The sequence below is a fragment of the Phyllobacterium myrsinacearum genome, assembly GCF_002980555.1.
GTDB lineage: Bacteria > Pseudomonadota > Alphaproteobacteria > Rhizobiales > Rhizobiaceae > Phyllobacterium > Phyllobacterium myrsinacearum.
In genome coordinates this window covers 751,332-774,697 of the sequence record NZ_PVBT01000001.1, presented here as the reverse complement: position 1 = coordinate 774,697, position 23,366 = coordinate 751,332, and the positions used below count along the sequence as shown (strand labels likewise).

The following is a 23,366-nucleotide window of genomic DNA, read 5'->3' as shown; positions in this document are numbered from 1 at the left end:
AGAGTTTCAAATCTCCACTGGCAGATGAATGGCCGACATGGCAATCATCGCACGCCGGCAGTTGCACATTCTCAAAGATCAAGCAGGACACTCATGTGGAACTTCAGCATCACGCGTTCACTCGGCCTCATGGCACGCACGGCCCCGTTCATCGCGCTTAGAATTGCCATCTACTTCGGCATGGTCATCGCCTATGTGCTCGTCACATCAACCGGCGCCGGTATCGGCTGGGGTATTGGCGGCCTTGGCGATGAAGGGTTCCGGGCCAATTCCATCTTCATCGGCGGGCTTGTCGGCTTCTGCATGACCGCCGGGGCCCTCTATCTCATGCGGGAATACATCCTCTATGTCGTCAAGGCAGGGCACATTGCCGTGCTGGTGGAGCTGCTCGACGGCAGGCCATTGCCGGACAATCAGGGACAGATCCGGTACGCCAGAGGCATCGTTGCAAACCGGTTCGCCGAGGCAAGCGTCCTTTTTGCCGTCGACCAGCTGATAAAGGGCGTGCTGGCGGCCATCACCGGACTGGTGCAGGGTGTCGCCGCCTTTCTGCCCCTGCCCGGCCTGGACCAGCTCATGTCGCTGATCCGGGCATTCCTGCGCATTGCCGTCGGCTTCATCGATGAGGTCATGCTTGCCTACATCATCCGGACGCGCAGCCCCAATCCCTGGCAATCGGCACAGTCGGCACTGGTGCTCTACGGCCAGAATGCGGGAACGATGCTGCGCAATGCCGCGTTTCTGACCGTCATCGTCTACGGCCTGTCGATCGCCGTATTCCTGGTGATGCTGGCACCGGCGGCAGCCCTGGTCTACTGGATTCCGGGCGGCTGGACATCCGGCGGCTTCCTTCTCGCCCTCATCTTTGCCTGGGCCGTCAAGGCCGCCCTCATCGAACCGTTTGCCATCACATGCATGATGCAGGTGTTTTTCCGGACGATTGAAGGCCAGTCGCCCAATCCCGAATGGGAAGCCAAGCTGTCGCAAATGTCCGGCAAATTCAGGAAACTCAAGGAAAATGCCGGTCTGGCGGCAACGGCATAACCCGCCGGCATACAAGACGGCCTGCCCCCGGACGGAAATGCCGGGAGCAGGCCGCATATCTCAGGCGCAACGCCTGTTCACATCCGCATGAACATCGTCCAGAATCCGCTTCAGGACATCCAGCAGCTGCCCGATCTGGTCAAGCGTCGCAATGAATGGCGGCGCCAAAACCACGGAGGCACCGAGCGGACGAATGATGAAGCCGAGATCCCGTGCCGCCTTGGCGATCCTGTCCCCAACGCGGTACTCTCCCGCATAGGCGGTCTTGGTTTTCTTATCCGCCACCATCTCCAGCGCGCCCATCAGGCCAAGGCCGCGCGCCTCGCCAACCATGGGGTGTTCGGCCAGCGTGCGCAACCCGGCCTGAAAAACCGGCCCGACCTTGCGAATATTGTCGAGAATGCCCTCTTCCGTGATGATGCGGATCGCTTCCAGCGAAATGGCACATCCGACGGGATGGCCGCCGGTGGTATAACCATGCGGAAACTCCTCCCAAAGTTCGCAGGCCGCGGTCGCCCGCTTGTCCATGTCGGCCGAAAGCATCACGGCGCCCATCGGGAAATAGCCCGCCGACATGCTCTTTGATGCCACGATGATATCCGGCCGCAGACCGACTGCCTGCGCACCCCACAGATGCCCCGTCCGGCCAAAGCCGCAGATCACCTCATCGGCGACGAGCGGGATGCCATAACGCTGCAGAACCGGCTGGATCATGCGGAAATACCCGTCCGGCGGCACGATGACACCGCCTGCCCCCATCACGGGCTCGGCGAACATGCCGGCAATGGTCTCCGGGCCTTCCGCCACAATCTGCTGTTCGAGCCGGGCGGCAAGCCGCGCGGAATAGTCCTCGTCGCTTTCACCCGGCAGCGCAAAGCGCCAGCTATGCGGACAGTCAAGGGTAACGATCTCGGCATTGGGCAGGCCGAAGGCCCGCACGTAATCCTTGCCCGTCAACGCCGAAGCCATGACGGTGGCGCCATGATAGGCGTTCTTGCGTGTCAGAAGCTTGCGCCGCCTGGGCTGGCCCTCTGCCGCCCACATCATCCACAGGAGCTTGATGACGGATTCATTGGCATCCGAGCCCGAATTTGTAAAAAAGACGCGGCTCATCGGCACGGGCGCCAGTTCAAGCATGCGCTCGGCCAGGGCAATGGTCGGCTTTGAGTTGCGGCCAAAGAAGGTGTGATAACCGGGAAACTGCGCATATTGCCGGGCGGCAACCTCGGCCAGGCGCGTTTCGGAAAATCCCAGCGTCATGTTCCAAAGACCGGAATTGCCCTCGAAATAGCGCTTGCCGGCGGTATCGAAGATATAGGCGCCATCGCCTTTCTCGACGATGGCAGGCCCGTCCTCCCGCAGCGATGCCAAATCCGAGAATGTGTGAAAGAAGCTGCCAAGTTCGCGCCGCTCCCAAGACTGTACTGTTGTATCCATGAATCCCTCCAGAAGTAACGATGCGTTGATCGCATCTGCACTTCATGAGAAGTCACATATTGCATTTTGTCAATATAAAATGCTTTTCGATATCGTAGGTTAAACCGCTCTACCCGATTGCATCGCACAATATATTTTTACAGATTGGCATAAACATGCCTGTTTATCGGTATATTCACTGCGATGTTTCTTGAAATAGGGATTTATCCCGGCACCCGGCAATTCCGGCGGGAAAATTCTTTATTGCACTATACCAATGTTAAAAACGAAAAACATCCACATGGGCCATCCGCATCCCATCCGCGGATCAGTACATCGGCGCAGCTGGCGGGTGCCGTATCAATCCTGCTCCAGGGAAAGATGCAAATCCCCCGCCCGGACCCGCTCCAGATCGTCATCGATGTATTTGAATGTTTCATCCCTGGAGATTTGCAGATGCAGCCGCATCAAGGCTGCAGCCACCTGCCTCTCACCGCGCAGCAGGGCCGCGATGATGTTGCGGTGCTCACCAAGGGATTCGCGGATGCGCTCAAGCCGGACAAACCCGATATATTCATTGACCCGCCGGATATTGTTCTGCCGCTCGATGGCATCAACCAGATGCGCAGACCGGGCGCCGAGCGCAACCAACCGGTGAAATTTGGCGTCCAGATCGAAAAGCCGCCGCTGATCAACTTTTTCGATATTGGCGATTGTATTGGCATGGTCGCGATCAATCGCCTGAAAGGCCTCGACATCGACGAAGTAGGGATCGGCCAGAATGGTGGCCGGCTCGAGAATCTGACGGAACTTGTATCCGCTTTCCAGGGCAGTCGCACTGACGTCGGCAAAAATCCATCCGTGACCGACGGAAGGCTCCACCAGCTGATCGCGCATCAGGCGGCGCAGGGTTGACATGAGAATGCCGTGCGGAACCGCATATTTCTGCATCAGCGCCCGCTCGCTGATCACGCTGCCGAGCTGGCCGAGCGCCATGTCGCGCATCACCCGTTCATCCAGCAGCTCATTCTTCTCGGCATCCGTATCAAACACGTCGGCGCTTGCGTCCGCGAGGCGAAACCCGCGATGCTGCTCGTAGCTGACGACACCTTCATTCTGCAACTGCCAGAGCACCTTGCGCACGGGCGTGCGCGAAATCCCCAGGGCATCGGCAATTTCCGCCTCATTCACCCGGTCGCCGACATGCAGGTCCTCACCGAACCGTCGTTGCAATTGATCGCGAATCCGTGTCTGAAGTGGCGTGTGCTTGGTCAAGTTCCGATACCCCTTGTAATAATAATTGTACTTTTTCCCAACAAAGAACTTTTATCAATCCTTATAAGGCCATTTCCAACATAAATGCGCACTTTTCTGCGTCAAACCATCACATTTGTTCAATAGCGAACGGCCATGGGGACATGTCGGGGCTGGTGATACGGCATTCATCCGTCCAGATCATGGCATTGGCGGATGTCCTTGCGGGCTGTCCTGACGGGCTGGCGCTCGAAGAATCCTGTAGCGCTTCCATGTTAGCCGGAATAGGAATTGGCAAAGGGAAGGAATCACCATGGCTTTACGATCATTCGGACCACTCACCGCAATTGCCATGCTGGCTTTGACAGCCGGCACCGCGCCTGCCTGGAGCAGCGACAGCGTCCAGACAATTGCCTTTATCAGGCATGGTGAAAAGCCGGAAAAAGGCTTGGGCCAGCTCAATTGCCAGGGGCTGAATCGCGCCCTTGCTCTTCCCCCCGTGATTGCCAAAACACTGGGCAAGCCCGACTATATTTTCGCGCCGAACCCTTCCGATCAGAAGGAAGATGGCGGCGAGAACTATGACTATATTCGCCCGCTGGCCACGATTGAGCCGACGGCCATTTCGTTCGGCCTGCCGGTCAACGCAAGCATCGGCGTTTCCGAGCGCAAGGACCTCGCCAAGGCTCTCAGCAAGCCAAAACTGCGCAATGCCCGCATCCTCGTCGCCTGGGAACACAAGAAAATCGACAACATTGTCACTGACCTGCTCGAGGCCAACAATGGCGATGCCGGCGCCGTGCCAAAATGGCCGAAAGACGATTTCGACAGCATCTATGTCGTCACGATCACCCGAAACGGCGAGACGTCAAAATCGACATTCGAGATAAAGCATCAGGGCTTGAACGGACAGCCGCAGACCTGCCCGCACTGACCTTGCATGCGCCGGAATCTGGCCGTCAGGCCGGGCCCGTCAGCCACCGTTGCCGCCGCCTGTACGCCGCAGCACGATTTCCAGTTGTTCTCCACACCTATTGCCAATAGTTTGGTTGTGGGCTGATTGGGTTGTAACAGCATGCGCCGCGTGCCGTTTCGGGGGTAACGATGATTTTTTGCGATTCGGCGGGACCGGTCTACTCGCCGCAGGACCTGGCAATCATGCGAAAGGCTTACGCTGAAGCTTTCCGCATGCTGGATCTTGGCCCGCGCTCAAAGGTCTATGCGCAGGAAATATCCCTGATCATCCTGCAGATTTATACCTCGGGTGTATCGGACGTGAAGCGGCTTGCCGAGCTTTCGCTTGACCGCGCCGTCCGCAAGAATTTCGAATTGCGCCTGACGCTCGACGCGGCAAGAGCCCATCAGCTGCGCCGTGAACAGGCCGAGGCAGCGGCGCGCAAGGCCGCCTTGATCAAGCCCGGCTCTCCCGCTCCGCACCGGCCCCGGTATACACGCGGCTAAAGCCAAATCGCGCCATTTTACGTGCCTCTTGTTTTGACGCGGCTGCGCCTTGGGTATAAACCTGCACGGGCAACTTTCCTCGTCCCTGCAGTCCAAAATGCTCCGCAAATTCAACATTCGCCGCCTTGGTGTCCTCTCCATTCTCCTGGCACCCAGCCGGCTCCGGGCCTTCGCGCGCGGCAGCGAGCTTGGGCTTGTGCTTGCCGCCGCACTGATCGGCTTGGTTGCCGGTGTCGTGGTCACGGGCATGAGCCTTGTTACCCAGCAAATGCACCAGCTCATCTTCAAGATCGAAGAGGGCGAACGCTTAAGCTCCATGAGTGCGCTGGATCAGGTGATTGTTTTTTCGGCTCCGCTTGCCGGTGGAATTCTGCTCGGTGTTCTGGTGCTGATACTGGCACGCTGGCGCAAACGCCCCATGGTCGATCCGATCGAGGCCAATGCCCTGCATGGCGGCCGGCTTTCCCTCAACGACAGCATCATCGTCGCCGTACAGAATGTCATCTCCAACGGTTTCGGCGCATCCGTAGGATTGGAAGCCGGCTATACTCAGCTGGCATCGGGCCTGGCATCCAAGCTCGGCCTGTCCCTGCAGTTGCGCCGGGCCGAACTGCGCATTCTCGTTGGATGCGGCGCGGCGGGCGCCATTTCGGCGGCCTTCAACGCGCCGCTTACCGGATCGTTCTACGCCTTTGAGCTGATCATCGGCTCCTACACCATCACCAGCCTCGCGCCCGTCGTTGTATCAGCCCTTATCTCCACCATGGTCGCCCGCGCCCTCGTCGGCAGTGATTTCATGATCGACGTCGGCAGTTTCGGCACCGTCGTCACCGCCGACTACGTACCGGCGCTGCTCCTCGGCATCCTGTGCGCCGGTGCCGGCATCCTGCTGATGAAGGGCGTCTCCTTTGTCGAGGAACTCGCCCGCAAGAGCTCGGTTCCGTCATCGATCCGTCCGGCGATGGGCGGCGCTGTCGTGGGTGCGCTTGCATTGGTTTCGCCGCAGGTGCTGTCCGGCGGCCATGGCGCCCTCCACCTCAATCTCGATCACACCGCAACCATTGCCTCGCTGCTCGGCATCCTCCTGCTCAAATCAATCGCATCCGCCGTGTCCATTGGCTCCGGCTTCAGGGGCGGTCTCTTCTTCGCCTCCCTGTTCATGGGCGCCCTCCTCGGCAAGATATTTGCCTACTCCGCTCCCTTCATCTTTGCCCATGCCACGCTGACCCCCGTCATCTATGCGGTAGTCGGCATGAGTTCCCTTGCGGTCGCCGTTATCGGCGGACCGCTGACCATGACCTTCCTGGCTCTGGAAATCACCGGGGATTTTCCGATCACCGCGCTGGTTCTGGCCGCTGTCATCACCGCATCGCTGACCGTGCGCAACACCTTTGGCTATTCCTTCGCCACGTGGCGCTTTCATCTGCGCGGGGAAAGCATCCGCAGCGCGCACGATGTCGGCTGGATCCGCAATCTCACCGTCGACCGCCTGATGCGCCGGGATGTGCGCACCGCATCGACCCATATGACCATCGCCGACTTCCGCCACGATTTTCCCCTCGGCTCCACCCAGCGCGTCGTGGTGCTTGACGATGCGGGCAAATATGCCGGTATCGTTCTCGTACCGGAAGCCCATTCGGAAATCGTCGATGAATCGGCGCGCACCCAGGAAATCGGCAGCCTGATGAAGTATCAGGGCGATTTCCTGCATCCGCAGATGAATGCCAAGCAGGCGGTCGGCGTTTTCGACAAGACGGAAAGCGAAGCGCTTGCTGTCATTGACAACCTGATCGAACGCAACGTCGTCGGGCTTCTCACGGAAAGCCATACGCTGCGCCGTTACAGTGAAGAACTCGACCAGCGGCGGCGGGAGATTTCCGGCGAACTGTAAGGCCGGAAACGCGCTGAAACCACCACCGGCATGCCGCTGCTCCATTACCTGCTGCAAACTTCATAAAACTGTCATCTGGCAGAAACGGAATATTCAAGGATGAGCGGAAATTATCCGGCTGCAATTTGCATCCATGCCGGAGTACCCCATGTCCTTCCAACCCGCTGAAATGCTGGTCCTGCGCCGTTTTGGTGACGATCAGCTCGTGACCCTCGCAAAGCTGGCCATAGAAACCGCATTCCAGCCGATCGTCGAGGCGGCAACCGGGGCGACTTTCGGCTATGAATCGCTCATGCGCGGGTTTGACCGGCTGGGTTTTGGTTCGCCGCCCGAACTGCTCGACAAGGCGCATGATGTCGGCCAACTGGCCGAGCTGGAACAGATGATCAACGGCCGGGCCTTTGCCGGGTTTTCCGGCCTGCCCGGCTTCACCCACCGCATGCTGTTCATCAATATCGATGCGCGGCTGATCAGCCTGGGCACCAATTTCATCGAGCGCCTTGCCCAGCAGCTGATCAAAGCCAGCATTCGCCCCTCCTCCATCTGTTTCGAACTGTCCGAGCGTTTCGACAACACCAAGGACGCAGCTTTCACCGCGCTGATCAACAAGCTGCGCCACGGCGGCTTCAAGCTTGCCATCGATGATTTCGGCGTCGGTTTCAACGGATTGAAACTGCTGTGCGACTATCCGACCGACTATGTGAAGATCGACCGCCACTTCATCTCGGGTCTCGACGCCAGCCCGCGCAAACGCCACATCGTCAAGCAGATTGTCCAGATGGGTCATATGCTGGGTGCACGCGTCATCGCCGAAGGCGTGGAAACGGAAGCGGAATATATCGTCTGCCGCGATCTCGGCTGCGATCTCGTCCAGGGATATTACATCGCGCGCCCCACCACCCATGTCGGGGAGCTGCAGGATACCTATCCCCACCTGGAACAGGCCGGCAGCGGGCGCCGCCAGACCACGACACTCGACAGCATTCTCATCCGGGCGCAGGTGCAGCGCCTTCCCGCCGTGCGTGAGAACGACGATCTCGACAATGTCTTTGAGCTCTTCCGCAAAAACCCGCAGCAGAGCTTTTTTCCGGTGCTCAGCGCCAATGACGAGCCGCGCGGCGTTTTGCACGAATATCACGTCAAGGCGATGATCTATCATCCCTTCGGCCGCGATCTCCTGAAAAACCGCATTTATCAGCGCGGCATTTCGCACTTCGTGACCGGAACCCCCATCGCCGATCTCGATACGCCCGCCGAGCAGATGCTCAAGATTTTCGCTGGAATCGACGGCAGCGACTGCGTGATCCTGACCGAGAACCTGCGCTATGCCGGTGTCCTCTCCGCCTCGTCCCTGTTGAAAATCATCAATGAGAAGCAGCTGAAGACCGCGCAGGACCAGAATCCGCTGACCGGCCTGCCGGGCAATCGCTCCATCCGCGACTATGTGCAGGACATCATGCGGGACGGTTCATCGACCCGCTTCTTCTGCTATTGCGACTTCGACAATTTCAAGCCGTTCAACGATCATTACGGCTTCCAGAAGGGCGATCTGGCCATCGGCCTGTTTGCCTCGCTGCTCCGGCATCATTTTGTCGGGGAAGACAAGTTCCTCGGCCATGTCGGCGGCGACGACTTCTTCATCGGGATGAGCGGAGGCAGCCGGGCGGAAATCGAGGAACGGCTGACCGGTCTGTTGAGCGATTTCCAGACCAATGTGCTTGATCTCTATACGCCGGAAGACCGCACTGCCGGCGCCATCCGCGCCCATGACCGGTCCGGTGGCGAGCGCCACTTTCCGCTCATGCGCTGCAGCATTGCCGTGCTGGAGATTGCCGAAGGTCTCATGCATGCGGACGTCAACCGGGTCAGCGCATCCATCGCGGCGATCAAGGCATCCGCCAAAGCCAATCCGTCCGGACTGGTGTTCAGCAATCTGACAGAGGTTTAACTGGCATTCTGGAAATTGCGGACATTCGACAGGATTTCCTTCGACAGCGCCGCGATCAGTTCACCATCGGCGCCCTTGCGCGGAACCAGCACGAATTCCACATCCTCAAGCGCCGGCAGCCGGCCCGCGGGAAGCTCCTGCAAGCCGGCCGGAACCATGCTGCGCGGCTGCACCAGAACGCCCATGCCGGCTCTCGCTGCCGCAATCAGGCCGCTGAGGCTGCCGCAGGTGCAGACGATACGCCAGGGAATCTGATGCTTTTCCAGTGTCTCCAGTGCGACACGGCGGGTAATGCTCGGCGGTGGAAAGGCGATCAGCGGCAATGCCTTCTGCTTTCCCACGAGACGCGCCGGATCACGCGCCAGCCAGACCAGCGGCTCGCGATAGACCAGCTCGCCGCGCGGGTCGCCAAGACGGCGCTTGGCCAGGACCAGATCGATCTCGCCCCGGTCCAGCATTTCATAGAGGACACCGCTCAAGGACACCGTGAGTTCCAGGTCGACGGACGGGTGCGCCCGGCCGAAATCCTCCAGCACGTCAGGAAGACGGCTGGTGACAAAATCTTCGGAAACACCCAGGCGCAGATGACCGCGCAAACTGTTTTCAGCAAAAAGCGCCTGCACTTCGCCATTGATCGTCAGCATGGTCCGCGCATGGGCAAGCAGCGCCTCGCCATCCGGCGTCAGGGCAAGACGGTGCGTATCGCGCTGCACCAGACTGCGGCCGAGCTGCGTCTCCAGCCTCTGGATATGCTGGCTGACGGTTGACTGGCCCAGCCCCAGCTTTTTCGCCGCCAGGGAAAAACTGCCCATCTGCTCCAGCGCGACGAAACTGCGCAATTGCATGAGATCAAGCATATGAAATCCTGAATCATGATAAGTGTTATTCCTTGCATCCTATATCATGATAGTGGATGCTGCCGCAAATCTATCGTACCGGAATAACAGCCATGTCCCGTTTCCTGCCTGACAATTTCACCCTGATGCTGGTTGCCACCGTTGTGCTCGCATCGTTTTTCCCCGTCAGCGGCGTGGCCGCCGGTTATTTCGGTCTGGCGACGAAAGTGGCCATCGGGCTTCTGTTTTTCCTGCACGGCGCGCGCCTGTCGCGGGATGTGGTCATTGCCGGGTTTCTGCACTGGAAACTGCATCTGACGATTCTCGCCGCCACCTTCGTGCTGTTCCCGATCTTCGGTCTGGCTGCCGGTGTGCTTGTTCCTGCCATCCTGCCGCCGGCTTTTTACACCGGCATTCTGTTTCTGTGCGTTCTGCCGTCAACGGTGCAGTCGTCCATCGCCTTTACATCGATAGCCGGCGGCAATGTTCCCGCCGCCATCTGTTCGGCATCCGCCTCGAATATTTTCGGCATGTTCCTGACCCCGCTTCTGGCTGGCGTCCTGTTTTCCGCCAGCGGCCACGCCGGGTTCTCGCTGGATGCACTGCAATCCATTCTGCTGCAATTGCTGGCGCCCTTCGTTCTCGGACAGGTGCTGCAGCCATGGATCGGCGATTTCATCCGCAGCAAGAAGAAAATCCTGATGCCGGTGGATCGCGGCTCCATTCTGATGGTTGTTTATCTCGCCTTCAGCGAATCGGTGAATGAAGGCCTGTGGAAGACCATGTCGCTGCGCGATCTCGGCGTGGTCATTGCCGTCAACATCGTGCTTCTTGCACTGGTCCTGCTCACGACCATGTATGGCAGCCGCTGGCTGGGTTTCTCCAAGGAGGACGAGATCGCCATCACCTTCTGCGGCTCGAAGAAGAGCCTTGCCAGCGGCGTGCCCATTGCCACGGTGATTTTCGCCGGTCAGAACATCGGCAGCATCGTGCTGCCGCTGATGCTGTTCCACCAGATCCAGCTGATGGCCTGTGCCGTCATTGCCCAGCGCTACGCGGATGCACGCAAGAAGCAGGCATCCGAGGCCCCAGTCCAATCTGCCGGGGATAAAAAGGCTGCAACCAGCGCCGCCGGCTAGGCGGCGCGGGTCTCCAGATTCGAACTGGCAACATTACTGCGCGGATGGCTGCGCCGGCACGCGGGATGCGATGGCTTCCATCAGTTTGGCAGCCAGCGTGTCATATTTTTCATCGTAATGATGATCGCCCTTCAACTGGATTTTCTGCACCGTGCTGAGCGAGGGGTCATTGCAGGCCGTATCGTCCTCCTGCGTGCCATAGACGCACAGGACCTTTGCCGGCGGCAGTTTGGCAATGGCGGGCGCCACCTCGTTGTCGCCGCCCAGACCCAGCCACGCACCGACCGAGACCTGGAACGGCGTGGTCTCCTCCGTGCCGATCAGCCCGACCATGGCGATACGCTGCTGCAGATGCTCGGGAATGAAGGGCCAGGCGAAGGGCACCGTGTTCGCCCCGAAGGAATAGCCGAGAAGAACCACGGGCAGCTTGCTTGTCGGATCGGCTTTCTTGATGATGCGGCCGATATCCTTGGCGATGTCCTCCGGTTTGCGCACCGACCAGAAGTACCGCAGGGAATCGACACCGACGACGTGCACCCCTTCCTTGGCGATGATGTCGCCGACGGATTTGTCGATATCGCGCCAGCCGCCGTCGCCGGAGAAGAAGACAGCGAGATATTTCGCCGGGCCGCTGCTGCTTGGAATATCAACGATCGGCAGGGTATCGGCGGAGGCATCCTCCTTGGCAATTTCCACTGCCGCATCCGCCGCCATCTGCATGCGCTCGGGCTTGCCTGCGGCCAGCTTCTCCTGCGCCTTGAAATAGCCGGGGGTCGGCGGACCGGATGGTGCCGGATCTGCCTTTTCCCGCACGACCACCGCCGGATTGGGCAGGTCGGCATCATAGGAATAGCTGTAGCCCTGTCCGGCCACGGGCTCGAAATCCGCCCCCTCGCAGGAGGGCAGCTTGGTGTTGAGCGCAACGGTCGGGTCGAGTGCCACCGCACCCGCAAGGGTTGCCGCCGGTGAATTGGCGACCGAGGCATAGGACATCACGCCGCCTTCGCCAATGCCGATCATCACCGGATGCATATAGGTATCGAGAGAAATCATGCGCTGAGCTTCCTTCGCAATGCCCTCAAGATCGGAGACGAAATAGGTGCATTCGCCCGTATCCTGGTTGAGTTGCTGACGCCACCTTTCCAGATCGACCATCAGGACGAGGAACCCGCGATCGAGCAGCAGCTTGGACAGCGCCTCGTCATCAGCACCGATACCGCCGGTCTGCGACACGAGGATGGCAATACCGGTCGGTTTCATGCGCGGCTGCAGCAGCGGGACCTCGCTCAGGCGTTCGGATGTGACCAGAATGCGTCCGGAGGTCCCGAAACCAAGCCAGGGCATGGTGCGATAGGTGACGGAGAGAATGATGCTGATAATCACAAGCGCAGCAACGAGATACAGATAGGGCCTGCGTAGAAATTTCATCGTTTAAACACCTCGAAGGGGCTGCCGCTCACCAAATTCGTTGCATCGATCAGCGAACGCGGCGTGGCAAGGCCTGGGGGGCAAATCAGATAATAGGGCGTCCATTTCGGCCCGAACTTATCCTTGAACGCACGCAATCCGTCAAATCGATAAAATTCGGCACCGCGCCGGTAGATGAACGACCCGATGCGGTTCCAGCGGGACGCAAGGTGGCTGTCGGAAAGACCGGACAAGGGTGCAGCACCGAGATTGAACCACTCGTAGCCCTCTGCCTTCGCCGCCATCAGCAGATTGGCAAACAGGCCATCCATGATAACGCTTGATGCATCGGGCCGGTGCCGCATCAGATCAACAGCAATTTCCTTCTGCCCCGCGCCGCGCCAGACATTGGCAAAAGCCACGATAGCACCATCCTTGCGCAGGACCGCAATGTCGAAATGCGAGAGATACGCCACTTCGAACGAGCCGAGCGAGAAACGCTTTTCGGAACCTGATTTCATTTCGAGCCAGGCGTCGGACACCTCGCGCAGTTCATCCATGACGGCCGGCGTCTGCTCCTTGGGCAGGATTTCAAAGGAGATGCCTTCTTTTTCCAGCCGCCTTGCCGCATAGCGCAGCGGCTGGCGTTTTGAACCCTCCAGCGAAAAATCACGCAGTTCCACGCGCGCCACTTCGCCAAGCTTGAGCGCTGTCAGGCCCATGTCGAGGAACAGCGGCAGGCGTTCCGGTCCGACGCCGTAGAAAACGGTCCGGGCGCCGGTGCGATCCGCCATGTCGCGAAACGCCCACGCAAGCCCCGCAATGACACCGTCATCCCCGCCGACCGGCTCGCCCATCGACACCAGACTGCCGCCGGAGCGGGCAAACATGACAAAGCCGCGCCCCTTGCCATCCATCAAGAACCGTTTGTCGCCCAAGAGTGCCAGCGCATCGGAGGCCCGCGGCGATTGCGCCACCAGATCCGGCACCTCTTCCGGGATGGGCTGCGCCCGCAGCTTGCCGCGCCCGACACCGTTGATCACCGTGTTGATGGTGATCGCCGCCAGCAGGGTCAGCAGCAGCACGCTACCGCGCAGGAAGCGGGATGCCTGCGCATCCCAGGCAAATTCCCACCAGAGCTGGTTGGCATATTCCACATGGCGATAGGCGAAGAAACCGAGCCACAGCACGGCAAAGGCGGTGGTGCCGATACTGGCGAGCCAGCCCCAGGTCAGCTTGAAACTTTCCCCCATCGGCTTGCGGTAAAAGGAATCGCCGAACAGCAGCAGCACGCCCGCCATCAGGGTCAGGGCCAGTGCTTCTTCCCAATCCAGTCCCTTTGCCAGGGAAAAGACCGCCCCCAGGCTGAAGAGGACAACGGCCATCACCCAGGCGCGCCAAAGCCGCCGCGCCAGTCCCCGCGCCACGATGAGCAGGGCCAGCCCGACAAAACTCGCGCCGAGATGCGACATTTCCAAAAACGGCATCGGCACGAAATCCGAGAGCACCTCGAGGCGGCGCGTGAAGTCCGGCGTGACCGAGGAAATCAGCAGGACAATGCCGCCGAGAAAGGCGATACCGGCGGAAAGCGGCGGTATCAGCGTTTCGAACACCCGCACGGCCAGCATGGTCGGCCCGGCAATGAGGTGCCGGCGCCGCAGTATTTCCGAGATGACAAAGCCGATGATGGCGACAAGGAACGGAATGAGGGTGTAGATCGCCCGGTACGCCAGCAAGGCAGCAATCGCGTCGGGATTGGTGCCAATCCCCAGACCGGCAATCATCGTGGCCTCGAACGCGCCGATGCCACCGGGCGCATGACTGATGATGCCAAGGGCCACGGCGACCACATAGATCAGCGCAAAGGCGGCGATGCTCGGCACCGCTCCGTGTGGCATCAGGACATAAAGGGTCGCCGCAGCGGCGGCAACATCAACCAGTCCCGCAATGATCTGCAGCATGGCGCCTTGCGACGACGGCAGGCGCACCGACATACGGCCGATGCGCAGCGTGCGCTCGCGGCGCGACAGCCAGTAGAGCAGGACCGCCACCGCAAGCAGAATGGACGCACCGATCATCTGGTCAATCACCGGACCGAACGACACGATCCAGGGAATACGCGTGGGATCGATCACCAGCGCAACGGCAATCATGATGGTGAAGGCAAACCAGATGGCCAGCCACGACGTGCCGATGATCCGGCCGATGTCGGCCACATTGATGCCTTCAGCGGCATAGACCCGGTAACGCAGCGCCCCGCCGGTCAGCAGCGAGAATCCGAGCGCGTTGGAGATGGCATATCCGGCACCGCCTGCCATGGCGGAGATATAATAGGGCACACGCTTGGGCGCGATGGTTTCCACCGCCACCACGTCATAGAGCGCAACGGCGGCAAAGCTGACGAAGGTAAAGAACAGCGCCAACAGCAATGTGCTGTTCGGTATCGCGTGGATGGAATGCTTGACGGCCTTGAACGAAATCTCGCTCGACAAATGCGTCAGCACCAGCAGACTGAGGACAGCCACGCCAACGCCGAAGAAGGCGAACATCGCCGATTTCGTCCGCTTTCCCCACGGCAGTTTAAGCTGCGAGCGCGCGTTAATTCTCTGCAGCGCTTTCTCGTTGCTATGAACCGGAGACGTGGCAGGGTCCGAAATCAATGCGTCGTCTTTCCAATAGTGCCAAAATCCCCATGACTTTGGTCAGGCGTGATAAGCTATGTAATAATGGCGGCAGTATGCCACAACACGAACGCTCGATTTTGGCCGAGCCAAAATCGAGTGCACTATTGTGTGCTTGTTATTGCATTCTGATGAATTGCGCTACTAGGCCGCTTGATCCAGCGCAAGGTGACGATACGATCCCGGTGCCCTTACTCTTCCGACAGCTGCGGATGGCGGCGTCAGCCCCATCCCTTCGGCAATGGCCGTTGCCACGGAGTTGCTGTTCTGGATCAGGAACGAATAGATGAGGCCGGATGCACGGATGCGCGACGCGACATCCACCGCCGCACGCCATTTTGTGGCGATGGACGTATAATTTCCTTCAAGCAGCAGTGTGGTGCGCGATGTCGGGCGCACATAGAACTCGGGGCAATAGATCAGGTCGCGCTTGGAATAGTCGGTTACCACAGCTGTCAGCCGGCCGCGAATGGCGCAGTAGTTGAAACTGCCGTCCGCATTGGCTGCACCGCCATTGATCTCATAAAGCGGCCTGCCCGTCTCATCGGTCCAAACCACAAAATTATGGCTGGCAATCCCGGCAAAGCGCGGGATCGGGTAGGAGCCAAAGAGAATGCGGTGGTTCATAAACGGGTGCTCTGGAGTTCTGGTGAGAGAAAAACAGATTCTTCAATAGACCATTTGATTTCAAAGACAACAGGGACGTTTCTAACAAAAATGTCATGCGGATTTGTTTAGCCGGAACACCATCAATGCACAGACACAAAACTGTCAAACTTGAGCGCCCGCCGGCCCATTTTGGACCGGTTTGACGCTGACCTGCGTGAAACGGATCGAGATATCCCCGCAGATCGGCGTCAAAATTTATTTTTCACTTTTTTGCTGATGCCAACGCGAAAACACTTCCCTTCGCTGGCAAAATTCAGCGGCATGGCGCTTGAGACTAGGGTCAGGACCTAGACGACTCGCGCCCGAATCTCGCCGATACCGTCGACGCCGCCATGCATTTCATCGCCGCGCACGATGGCGCCCACACCGGCAGGCGTTCCGGAAAAGATCAGGTCGCCCGCCTGAAGCGTGAACAGTGTCGAGAGATAGGCGATGGTTTCAGGGACATTCCAGATCAGTTGCCTGAGATCGCCGCGCTGGCGCTCCTGACCGTTCACCGTGAGCCAGATGGCGCCGGAGGACGGATGGCCGATTTTTGCTGCCGGAACGATGTCGGAACAGGGTGCGGACGCTTCGAATGCCTTGGCCACGTCCCATGGGCGTCCCAGCTTCTTGGCTTCCCCCTGCAAGTCGCGCCGCGTCATATCGAGGCCGACCGCATAGCCGAAGACGTGATCAAGCGCATCGCCCACGGCGATATCGGTTCCGCCCTTCCCCAGCGCAACAACCATTTCCATCTCGTAATGGACGTCGCTGGAGCCGCTGGGATAGGGGAAATTGCCATTGCCGGTGACCAGCGCGTCCGGATTCTTCTGGAAGAAGAACGGCGGTTCGCGGTTCGGATCATGCCCCATTTCGATGGCGTGATCGGCGTAATTTCGCCCGACACAATAAATCCGGTGCACGGGAAACAGCTTTTCCGAGCCGGTCACACGCAGAATCGGCTGGGAAACGGGCTGGAAAACAAATTGATCGTTCGGCATTATGGGCCCTTCACATGAGATTGATGACCGGGATCGGATTCGATCTTGGCAAGCTGTTTGGCACGCTACACATGGTGTAGAAGTCAGACAATCGTCCAATGCAATCCGGCATATGCAGCGTCATTGTGCCCTGTAGCAGGAATACCCGGCCATTATGGATCAAAGATTCGTGCGTGAAAAAGCAGGCATGGCCCCGGATGACGCGGGGTTGCTGGACGCGGTCCAGCGCGCATGCTTCCAGTATTTCTGGGACGGCGCGCATCCCCATAGCGGGCTTGCCCGCGACCGCACCGGCAAAAATGCCGACCCCAAGAACGATCTTGTTGCCGCAGGGGCAAGCGGTTTTGGTTTCATGGCCATACTGGTGGCAATCGAGCGCGGCTGGATCGAACGGCAGGCGGCTCTCGGCCGTATCGCCACAATGCTGACAGCGCTCGAACAGACCAAGCGCTATCACGGCGTGTTTCCGCATTTCTTCCATGGCAGAGACGGGTCCACCATCCCCTTTTCCAGACGCGATGACGGCGGTGACCTCGTCGAAACCGCATTCCTGCTGCAGGGTTTGATCTGCGTGCGGCAGTATTTTGGCGCACCAGTTCCGGAAGAAACTGCGCTGCGCGACCGTATCAACCATCTCTGGCACGCTGTCGAATGGACCGCACACATCAAGCATGACGAAAAGGTCCTGTACTGGCACCACAGCCCCCGCTACCATTTTGCCCGCAATATACCGATCCGCGGCTGGAATGAAGCACTGATCGCCTATGTGCTGGCGGCGGGTGCGCCCAGGCACGGCATTGATGCCGACATCTACCACGAGGGTTTTGCCACCGGCAGCCAGTTCATCAACCGGCGGGATTATTACGGTATCAACCTGCCGCTCGGTCCCGACTATGGCGGGCCGCTGTTCTTCGCGCACTATTCGTTCTGCGGTCTCGATCCGCGCGGACTTTCCGACCGCTACGCCGATTACTGGCAGCAGAACTGCAACCACGCCCGCATCAACTACCAGCACTGCGTCGAGAATCCACACGGCTATCGCGGCTACGGCCCGGACAGCTGGGGACTGACGTCGAGCCATGGCCCGGCCGGCTATGTCGTCAGCTCCCCCGCCTCGGATTTCGGCCTGATTGCACCCACGGCCGCCCTTTGCAGCCTGCCCTATCTACCCGAGGAGGCCATGCATGCCTTGCGGCATTTTTTCCAGCTTCCCCAGGCGAAAATGTGGGGGCGCTTTGGCTTTGTCGATGCGTTTTCACAGACCAGCGGATGGTTTGCCCGCACCTATCTCGGCATCGATCAGGGACCCGTGGTCGCCATGATCGAGAACCATCGCACCGGCCTGTTGTGGAACCTGTTCATGGGTGCGCCCGAAGTTCGGGACGGCTTGCTCAAGCTCGGCTTCTCCAGCCCGCATTTTGCCGTTGCCCCGCCGCCTGTTTTGGAACCATTGGGCTGATTGTGCATTGCCACAAGCGGAGCAGCCGGCAAGATTCCGGCGGATCGCAGCAGTCATCGGGGAGTATTCATGCAGGTTCACGCCGTTTTCAACCGCGATGGCGGCACCTTCCGCACCATGGACATTACCGCATTCGCCCTGAAGGCCAAGGACATCTTCGAACAGCATGGGCATGCCTTCCAGAGCGATATCGTGGCCGGCAAGGACATCGTGAAGGCGCTTGAGACGGCCGCCGCGCGGGATCGGGATGGCGTGCTGATGGCCGGCGGCGGTGACGGAACCATCTCCGCCGCGGCGGCCCTCGCCTGGAAGACGGGCGTTCCCCTGGCGGTTCTGCCTGCCGGAACCATGAACCTGTTCGCCCGCTCCCTGAAAATACCGCTTGAGCTGAATGCCGCGCTGGAGAGCCTTGCCAGCGGCGTGATAACCGCAGCCGATATCTCGACCGCCAACGACCGCGCCTTCGTGCATCAGTTCTCCATCGGCTTTCAACCGCGGATGATCAAGCTGCGCAACACGCTCGAATACAATTCCCAGTGGGGCAAACGTCTGGCCAGCATGCGGGCATTCGCCAGGGTGATGGGGCGCCCGCCGCGCTTTGCCGTCCGGCTGACTGTCGATGGTGTACCGGACGAGCGCACGGTCTCGGCCATTTCCGTCTCCAACAACCCCTATGGCCGGGGTCTGATGCCAATCGCCGACAGGCTGGACCAGGGGAAACTTGGCCTGTACATCGCCGAACGGATATCGCTGTCATCCCTTACCAAATTGGCCGCCACCATCCTGATGGGCTCGTGGCGCAACAACAACGACGTCGACGAGATACTGGCCAGGGAAGTCGGCCTGCATTTTCCGCATCTTCATCACCGCAAGAAAGCGACCATCGACGGCGAACTCATCCCGCTGGAGCGCGACGTCGTCATCAAGGTGCATGCGGGCGCGCTGAAAGTGCTGGTTCCGGCCGAGCCGGCATCCGGGTGAAAAAACAAAAACGGCGTGGCTTTCGCCACGCCGTTTGCATGAAACCTGAAGGCGATCAGCCTTCCTGCTGCTGTGCCTGCTTCTTCTTCGACTTTTTGGCCGGAGCTGCGGTACCGCCAGCTGCTTTCTTGGCAGCGGCCGCTTCTTCGGCAGCAACCTGATCGGCGCTCTTCGGCATGGTGTCGACGACGGAGCGGACTTTGCCCTTGTCGGTGACGGTGCACAGCGCGTTGCGGATATCGACTTTCAGGGAGACTTCGTTGACGCCGCCGCCGACGGCGCGCTCGTCCACGGCCTTGATGTTGCTCGCCGAAAGCACGTATTTGCTTGCTGCGGCAGCGATGCACGGCGCCGCAAGTTCCGAACTGACGGGCGGGCGGACGGGAGAGAAGGTTGCGAATGTCGGGCCTGCGCTGGGCTCGCCGGTTGTGGAACATGCGGCAAGAGGAATGAGAACTGCCAGGGGGGCAATCCGGCTTAGAATAGAGGTAGGCAGGCGCATGGCTTTCTCCGCAAAGTCTCGTCGCAGGATGATGTCTGTTTAGGCCGGAAACTATTCGCTTTTACCCATTTGTCTAGTGGCACAATCGCCACAATGGGACTTTATTGCCACAATCCCCAGATCGCGCCTTATGGTGAAACACTGAGCATCCAGTTCAGAACGCCGCGCCAATCCGACATGCGGATGGGCGTTCCGTGGTTGCCTGTCTCGAAACGGACGAAGCGCACCGGATAGCCTTTCGTGGTGCTGCGTATCTTCTGGTAAAACGCCTCCTGGTTATCGATCGCGAACACCGGATCGCGGCTGCCGTGACCAAAGAAAACCGGTATGCGCCGCTTGTAGGCGGGCGAACCGGTGAACTTGTCCTCCCACAGGGAACCCAGCATGACCAGGCCGGAAATGTTTTTCGCGGCTTCGGCGTCCTGTGACAGTCCCCAGCACAGCGAGCCGCCCATGGAACCGCAGGCGACGAACAGCTTTGCCTGCGGCGATTGCGACTTGAAATAGGCAATGAGCCCGGCAACCTGCGCCACACCCTTGTCGCCAAAGTCGCGGAAATCGGGCGTGAGATAGAGCCCGCCATTGAGAACCATCAGGTTCTTGATGCGGTTGAAGTTGCCGCCGAAGGTAAAATCATTCATGCCCTGCTGGCGGTTACCGCCCTGCCCGTGCAGATAGATCGTGATCACGGATGCACCGGGTTCGATTTTCCCGGCGGCCATCACCTTGATCGGCCCGCTGGCGGTGGTCACCACCAGATCCTTCTGCATCCGCTTGGCGGCAAGGTCGATATAGCGTCGCTTGACCCGCAGTTCCGGCACCTCGTCGCGGCCATTGATATCGCGCATCTCATTGTAATCGACCACGATGTAGTCGCCGCCGTCGGCCGTCTTCATGATGCCGGGATAGGCAAACAAGTCGTCCTTGAACGGCGCAAGCTGCGCGGCAAGTGTCGCGCTGGAAAGACCGACGGCAGCCAGCGCGCCAAGAAAAATAGTCCTGAACAAATGCAAATCCCCTGATTACCGCACCGGCTCCACGATGGTGCCGCCGGCCAGCCGAAGCATATCGGGCGTATCGACGTCAATGGCCGCCGCTTCGCCAAGCTCCACATCAATGACCGGAATATCGCCGCGCTCCACCAGATGCCGCGCACCCACATCGCCCGCCAGCGTGAACACCTCATCAAACAGGAAGCGCGGCAGGATGACGGGATTGCCGCGTTTGCCCTTGAAGGTTGCCCGGACGACCGTTTGCCCGCCGACACCCTGGAATTGCCGGATCATCATTTGCAGATCCGATGCGGACAAGGCAGGCATATCCGCAAGCATGATCATCACACCATCCGATGAGGCGGGAACGTCGCGGATGGCGGCGTGCAGTGACGAGGCAAGCCCGCTGGCATGATCCGTGTTGAGCACAATGTTCACCGGCAATCCGTCCAGCGCGGCGCTGCATTCCTGCGCCATGTAGCCGAGTACGGCAATCACCGGCTCGCCTCCGGCCTGGACTGCCAGTTCCGCCGAACGGCGGATCAGCGGCACGCCATCGAACGTGGCCAGCAATTTGTTGGCACCGCCCATGCGGCTTGACCGTCCAGCGGCAAGAACGGCTATGGCGACCGCTGGCCGTGGCAGCGGCGGCCTCGGATCCCTTGGCTGCGGCCGGGTCGGAATTTCCATCAGCAGGCCGCCAACGCCCATACCGACAATATCCGCCTTGGTGACCGGAATATCGGCCATAAGACGGTCAATCACCCAGTCGAAACCGTTTTCCTTCGGGCTGCGGGCGCAGCCGGGCGCGCCGATGACCGGCTTGCCGCCCAGTTCGCCCAGTACCAGCAGGTTGCCGGGATCGACGGGCATGCCGACGTGATGAACAATGCCCCCCACGTCCCGAATGGCCGCGGGAACCACATCATCCCTGTCGACCACGGCGGATGCGCCGAAAATGATCACCATATCGCTGTTGCGATGCATCTGCCGGATGGAGGCCGCCAGCGCCCCTGCCTCGTGGGCCGGACGCAATTCTCCGATCAGGCTACCGCCGCTGGCGCTCACGCGCGCATCGACGACCCGTGTCGTCTTGTCGAGCACGGAGGGCTTGACCGAGGTCAGCGTCGTCTGGATCAGGCCGATGCGGGCACCGGTAAAAGCATGGACGCCAAAAGCATCGCGCTGATGGGCAAGCGCGGCAATTTCATCCAGAACGGCCTTCGGCACGGCAAAGGGGATGATCTTGATGGTGACAACCATCTGCCCCGGCTCCACCCGCTCGAATGGTTTGAGCGTGGCTATCGTGACCGATGGATCGACCGAATTGATCGCATTGATCAGGGCGGCATCCACCGTAAACAGTCCGGCGGTCTGCGCGTAGCAGTTCACCCGTCCCGTGGAGGCAGGCCCTGCCTGAACGCCGAAGCACTGCAAGGCAGCGGTTATCTGCCGGGCGGCGGTATTTTCCTCGACATCACCGGCGTCAAGGCGCGCCGCCGTGACGTGGGTAACGCCGGCACCGCGCAATTGCGCAATATCGTCCCCGGTCAGGACATGTCCCTTCTTCAGCTTCACCGCGCCCGCATGGGTGGAATGGGCGAGAATGGCACCGATGGCCTGATCAAGCGGTATATCGCCGAAAATCATGCGGTCTTTTCCAGTGTTTGGGCCGTGCGCAGCCGGCGCGCCCGGAAGGCCTTGATGACTTCCGCCAGCACCGCGACGGCAATTTCCGCCGGACTTGCCGCACCGATGTCGAGGCCGATCGGCGCGTGGATGCCGGCAATGCTTTGCTCATCAAGGCCGAGCGCCTGCAACCGCTCCACCCGTTTGGCGTGGGTTTTGCGGCTGCCGAGTGCACCGACATAGAAGCATCCGGCCTTCACGGCCTGTTCCAGCGCATAATCGTCAATCTTCGGGTCGTGAGTCACCACGGCGACAGCCGTATAGGCATCGAGCGGATGGGTTTTCAGCGCTTCCTGCGGCCATTCAGCCAAAAGCCGTACCTCGGGAAAACGGTCCGGCGTGGCGAAGGCCGTGCGTGGATCGATGATCTCCATGTCATAGCCCGCAAGCCGTGCCATCGGCGCCAGTGCCTGGCTGATATGCACGGCGCCGATGACCACGAGACGCGGCGGCGGCAGGTGAACATTGAGAAAGAACGACCGGCCGTCCACCGCGGCGACACCGGACTGTCCGGACAGGAATGCCTTCGCGATCACCTCGCCGAGTTGCCCGGCGACGGGATCGCCCTCCCTGATGACCCGGTCACGGCCGTCTCCAAGGTCGGTCAACAGCAGCGCCGCCCTGCGAGCCAGGCGTTCAATATTCAGTTTTTTGAGGCAGTAGGGATCCATGATGCAATCTCAGCCAAGCCGTTCAACATAGACTTTGATGCGGCCGCCGCAGGACAGCCCGACCTGCCACGCCGTTTCGTCGGCAACGCCAAACTCCAGCAGCCGGGGTTCGCCAGTCGTGATCACGTCCATGGCCTCGGCAATCACCGCCCCCTCGACACAGCCGCCGGAGACCGAACCTTCAAAATTGCCCTTCTCATCAATGACGAGATGACTGCCGACCGGACGCGGCGCCGATCCCCAGGTTTCGATGACCGTGGCAATAGCAACGTCACGGCCATCAGACATCCAGTGCTCGGCGACGAGCAGTGGATCGTGTTCACTTGTGCTTTGCTGTGTCATA

At 60.0% G+C, this 23,366-nt stretch carries 20 protein-coding genes; 8 read left to right on the top strand and 12 right to left on the bottom strand.

Annotated features, from left to right (window positions below; all coding sequences use genetic code 11):
• Nucleotides 1–93: 93 nt before the first annotated feature.
• Nucleotides 94–1,044, top strand: a complete 951-nt coding sequence (locus C5750_RS03665) for a hypothetical protein (RefSeq protein WP_105732479.1) — start codon at nt 94–96, stop codon at nt 1,042–1,044.
• A gap of 60 nt (nt 1,045–1,104) precedes the next feature.
• On the opposite strand, the gene C5750_RS03660 is transcribed toward C5750_RS03665, so the two are convergent.
• Nucleotides 1,105–2,481: an aminotransferase gene (locus C5750_RS03660; RefSeq protein ID WP_105732478.1), complete on the bottom strand. Its 1,377-nt coding sequence runs from the start codon at nt 2,479–2,481 to the stop codon at nt 1,105–1,107.
• 339 nt (nt 2,482–2,820) lie between these two features.
• On the bottom strand, nt 2,821–3,735 hold the full coding sequence (locus C5750_RS03655; protein ID WP_280952388.1) for a GntR family transcriptional regulator: 915 nt from the start codon (nt 3,733–3,735) through the stop codon (nt 2,821–2,823).
• Nucleotides 3,736–4,027: 292 nt separating this feature from the next.
• Here C5750_RS03655 and C5750_RS03650 point away from each other — a divergent pair, with 292 nt between their 5' ends.
• The 4 genes from C5750_RS03650 (at nt 4,028) to C5750_RS03635 (ending at nt 9,014) form a co-directional block, all read left to right on the top strand.
• A complete protein-coding gene (locus tag C5750_RS03650) occupies nt 4,028–4,648 on the top strand; it encodes a hypothetical protein (RefSeq protein WP_105732477.1) in 621 nt (206 codons plus the stop codon).
• 170 nt (nt 4,649–4,818) lie between these two features.
• The gene (locus tag C5750_RS03645) at nt 4,819–5,175 is read left to right on the top strand and encodes a hypothetical protein (RefSeq protein ID WP_105732476.1); all 357 of its coding nucleotides are present in this window, start codon (nt 4,819–4,821) and stop codon (nt 5,173–5,175) included.
• A 97-nt stretch (nt 5,176–5,272) separates the two neighbouring features.
• Nucleotides 5,273–7,066, top strand: a complete 1,794-nt coding sequence (locus C5750_RS03640; RefSeq protein WP_105732475.1) for a chloride channel protein — start codon at nt 5,273–5,275, stop codon at nt 7,064–7,066.
• Between the two features lie 148 nt (nt 7,067–7,214).
• Nucleotides 7,215–9,014 carry a GGDEF domain-containing protein gene (locus C5750_RS03635; protein ID WP_105732474.1) on the top strand — a complete coding sequence of 600 codons (1,800 nt, stop codon included), beginning with the start codon at nt 7,215–7,217 and terminating at the stop codon, nt 9,012–9,014.
• Here the strand turns inward: C5750_RS03635 and C5750_RS03630 are convergent.
• A complete protein-coding gene (locus tag C5750_RS03630) occupies nt 9,011–9,871 on the bottom strand; it encodes a LysR family transcriptional regulator (RefSeq protein ID WP_105732473.1) in 861 nt (286 codons plus the stop codon). The two genes, C5750_RS03635 and C5750_RS03630, sit on opposite strands and share 4 nt — an antisense overlap.
• Nucleotides 9,872–9,963: 92 nt before the next feature.
• Between C5750_RS03630 and C5750_RS03625 the strand changes: the two genes are divergently transcribed.
• Complete coding sequence (locus C5750_RS03625; protein ID WP_199537958.1) at nt 9,964–10,989, top strand: bile acid:sodium symporter family protein; 1,026 nt, start codon at nt 9,964–9,966, stop codon at nt 10,987–10,989.
• A gap of 33 nt (nt 10,990–11,022) precedes the next feature.
• On the opposite strand, the gene C5750_RS03620 is transcribed toward C5750_RS03625, so the two are convergent.
• The 4 genes from C5750_RS03620 to C5750_RS03605 form a co-directional block, all read right to left on the bottom strand.
• Nucleotides 11,023–12,417: a virulence factor family protein gene (locus C5750_RS03620; protein ID WP_105732471.1), complete on the bottom strand. Its 1,395-nt coding sequence runs from the start codon at nt 12,415–12,417 to the stop codon at nt 11,023–11,025.
• A complete protein-coding gene (gene mprF, locus C5750_RS03615) occupies nt 12,414–14,945 on the bottom strand; it encodes a bifunctional lysylphosphatidylglycerol flippase/synthetase MprF (protein ID WP_245420965.1) in 2,532 nt (843 codons plus the stop codon). Before mprF ends, C5750_RS03620 begins: the two co-directional genes overlap by 4 nt.
• Before the next feature lie 276 nt (nt 14,946–15,221).
• Nucleotides 15,222–15,704, bottom strand: coding sequence for a hypothetical protein (locus C5750_RS03610; RefSeq protein WP_105732470.1), 483 nt, complete (start codon nt 15,702–15,704; stop codon nt 15,222–15,224).
• A 329-nt stretch (nt 15,705–16,033) separates the two neighbouring features.
• Nucleotides 16,034–16,729 carry a fumarylacetoacetate hydrolase family protein gene (locus tag C5750_RS03605; protein WP_105732469.1) on the bottom strand — a complete coding sequence of 232 codons (696 nt, stop codon included), beginning with the start codon at nt 16,727–16,729 and terminating at the stop codon, nt 16,034–16,036.
• Between the two features lie 169 nt (nt 16,730–16,898).
• Here C5750_RS03605 and C5750_RS03600 point away from each other — a divergent pair, with 169 nt between their 5' ends.
• Together C5750_RS03600 and C5750_RS03595 are read left to right on the top strand one after the other, a co-directional pair.
• The gene (locus C5750_RS03600) at nt 16,899–18,188 is read left to right on the top strand and encodes a glucoamylase family protein (RefSeq protein ID WP_245420964.1); all 1,290 of its coding nucleotides are present in this window, start codon (nt 16,899–16,901) and stop codon (nt 18,186–18,188) included.
• A 69-nt stretch (nt 18,189–18,257) separates the two neighbouring features.
• A complete protein-coding gene (locus tag C5750_RS03595) occupies nt 18,258–19,169 on the top strand; it encodes a diacylglycerol/lipid kinase family protein (protein WP_105732467.1) in 912 nt (303 codons plus the stop codon).
• A 55-nt stretch (nt 19,170–19,224) separates the two neighbouring features.
• Here the strand turns inward: C5750_RS03595 and C5750_RS03590 are convergent, their stop codons facing one another.
• The 5 genes from C5750_RS03590 to C5750_RS03570 form a co-directional block, all read right to left on the bottom strand.
• A complete protein-coding gene (locus tag C5750_RS03590) occupies nt 19,225–19,671 on the bottom strand; it encodes a hypothetical protein (protein WP_105732466.1) in 447 nt (148 codons plus the stop codon).
• A gap of 128 nt (nt 19,672–19,799) precedes the next feature.
• Nucleotides 19,800–20,678, bottom strand: coding sequence for an alpha/beta hydrolase family protein (locus tag C5750_RS03585; protein WP_105732465.1), 879 nt, complete (start codon nt 20,676–20,678; stop codon nt 19,800–19,802).
• 15 nt (nt 20,679–20,693) lie between these two features.
• Complete coding sequence (locus C5750_RS03580; protein ID WP_105732464.1) at nt 20,694–22,313, bottom strand: NTP transferase domain-containing protein; 1,620 nt, start codon at nt 22,311–22,313, stop codon at nt 20,694–20,696.
• On the bottom strand, nt 22,310–23,023 hold the full coding sequence (locus C5750_RS03575; protein WP_105732463.1) for an XdhC family protein: 714 nt from the start codon (nt 23,021–23,023) through the stop codon (nt 22,310–22,312). The genes C5750_RS03580 and C5750_RS03575 overlap by 4 nt, the downstream gene beginning before the upstream one ends.
• 9 nt (nt 23,024–23,032) lie before the next feature.
• Nucleotides 23,033–23,365 carry an XdhC family protein gene (locus tag C5750_RS03570; RefSeq protein WP_199537957.1) on the bottom strand — a complete coding sequence of 111 codons (333 nt, stop codon included), beginning with the start codon at nt 23,363–23,365 and terminating at the stop codon, nt 23,033–23,035.
• Nucleotide 23,366 lies beyond the last annotated feature (1 nt).

Coding starts and splice junctions, on each gene's coding strand:
- C5750_RS03665 (WP_105732479.1), top strand. CDS start 94: ATGTGGAACTTCAGCATCACGCGTTCACTCGGCCTCATGGCACGCACG.
- C5750_RS03660 (WP_105732478.1), bottom strand. CDS start 2,481: ATGGATACAACAGTACAGTCTTGGGAGCGGCGCGAACTTGGCAGCTTC.
- C5750_RS03650 (WP_105732477.1), top strand. CDS start 4,028: ATGGCTTTACGATCATTCGGACCACTCACCGCAATTGCCATGCTGGCT.
- C5750_RS03645 (WP_105732476.1), top strand. CDS start 4,819: ATGATTTTTTGCGATTCGGCGGGACCGGTCTACTCGCCGCAGGACCTG.
- C5750_RS03640 (WP_105732475.1), top strand. CDS start 5,273: ATGCTCCGCAAATTCAACATTCGCCGCCTTGGTGTCCTCTCCATTCTC.
- C5750_RS03635 (WP_105732474.1), top strand. CDS start 7,215: ATGTCCTTCCAACCCGCTGAAATGCTGGTCCTGCGCCGTTTTGGTGAC.
- C5750_RS03630 (WP_105732473.1), bottom strand. CDS start 9,871: ATGCTTGATCTCATGCAATTGCGCAGTTTCGTCGCGCTGGAGCAGATG.
- C5750_RS03625 (WP_199537958.1), top strand. CDS start 9,964: ATGTCCCGTTTCCTGCCTGACAATTTCACCCTGATGCTGGTTGCCACC.
- C5750_RS03620 (WP_105732471.1), bottom strand. CDS start 12,417: ATGAAATTTCTACGCAGGCCCTATCTGTATCTCGTTGCTGCGCTTGTG.
- mprF (WP_245420965.1), bottom strand. CDS start 14,945: ATGTTCGCCTTCTTCGGCGTTGGCGTGGCTGTCCTCAGTCTGCTGGTG.
- C5750_RS03610 (WP_105732470.1), bottom strand. CDS start 15,704: ATGAACCACCGCATTCTCTTTGGCTCCTACCCGATCCCGCGCTTTGCC.
- C5750_RS03605 (WP_105732469.1), bottom strand. CDS start 16,729: ATGCCGAACGATCAATTTGTTTTCCAGCCCGTTTCCCAGCCGATTCTG.
- C5750_RS03595 (WP_105732467.1), top strand. CDS start 18,258: ATGCAGGTTCACGCCGTTTTCAACCGCGATGGCGGCACCTTCCGCACC.
- C5750_RS03590 (WP_105732466.1), bottom strand. CDS start 19,671: ATGCGCCTGCCTACCTCTATTCTAAGCCGGATTGCCCCCCTGGCAGTT.
- C5750_RS03580 (WP_105732464.1), bottom strand. CDS start 22,313: ATGATTTTCGGCGATATACCGCTTGATCAGGCCATCGGTGCCATTCTC.
- C5750_RS03575 (WP_105732463.1), bottom strand. CDS start 23,023: ATGGATCCCTACTGCCTCAAAAAACTGAATATTGAACGCCTGGCTCGC.
- C5750_RS03570 (WP_199537957.1), bottom strand. CDS start 23,365: ATGACACAGCAAAGCACAAGTGAACACGATCCACTGCTCGTCGCCGAG.